The sequence below is a fragment of the Rhodovulum viride genome (assembly GCF_003265965.1).
GTDB lineage: Bacteria > Pseudomonadota > Alphaproteobacteria > Rhodobacterales > Rhodobacteraceae > Rhodovulum > Rhodovulum kholense.
On record NZ_MUAV01000118.1, the window covers coordinates 1 to 910 of the forward strand.

Consider the following 910-nt stretch of genomic DNA (forward strand, 5'->3'; position numbering starts at 1 on the left):
AGGTCGAGACCCGGAACGGGCGCCAGCAGAAGAAGCGCGCGGTCTGGGGCCAGCGCCAGGACGCCATTGCCACCATGAACCAGCTCGCCGCGCGCTTCGGCATGACGCCGGTCGACGAGGCGCGGATGAGCGCGGGCGGCCAGGGCGATCTCTTCGGCGAGATCCTGAGGACCCTCGATGGAACCGATTGACCATCCGGTCTCGCGCTATGCGCTCGATGTGATCGAGGGGCGCGAGGTGGCGGGCACGCTGGTGCGGCTCGCCTGCGAACGCCACCTGATGGATCTGGAAACGGGCCGCGACCGCGGCCTCTGGTTCGATTGCAAGGCGGCCTTGCGCGTGCTGAACTTCGCGCGCCTGATCCAGCACACCACGGGTCCGGCGGCGGGCAAGCCGCTCGATCTGACGCCCTGGCAGGTCTTCCGGCATGGGTCCGTCTTCGGCTGGAAACAGGCCGATGGGCTGCGCCGGTTCCGCACCACCTATCACCAGGTCGCGAAGAAGAACGGCAAGACGACCGACACGGCGGTGCCGATGCTCTATACCCAGCTTTTCGACGGCGAGGCGGCGCCGCAAGGGTTCTGCACCGCGACGACGCGGGATCAGGCGGGGCTCTTGTTCCGCGAGCTCCGGCGGATGATCAAGGCCGCCCCCGCGCTGTCGGCCTTCATGGATACGGGCAACAAGCACCTGATCTCGACCGCGATCACCAATGGCACGATCCGGACGCTCAGCCGCGACGGCAACTCGGCCGATGGCATCAACCCCAGCTTCGTCGCCCGCGACGAGGTGCACCGCTGGACCGACCGCGAACTGGCCGAGGTGGTGGTCAATTCGATGATCGCCCGCGCCCAGCCCATCGACTGGGCGATCACCACGGCGGGCGCCGACATGGCCTCGATCTGCGGCG

Annotated in this window: 2 protein-coding genes; both read left to right on the forward strand. The window is 68.4% G+C overall.

Annotation, left to right across the window (positions count from 1 at the left end; genetic code table 11):
* The coding region (locus BYZ73_RS21320; protein ID WP_146746391.1) for a P27 family phage terminase small subunit at window positions 1-191 on the forward strand (191 nt) is incomplete at its 5' end.
* A partial coding sequence (locus BYZ73_RS21325) for a terminase large subunit domain-containing protein (RefSeq protein ID WP_220086886.1) occupies window positions 178-910 on the forward strand: 733 nt, incomplete at its 3' end. The genes BYZ73_RS21320 and BYZ73_RS21325, both read left to right, overlap by 14 nt.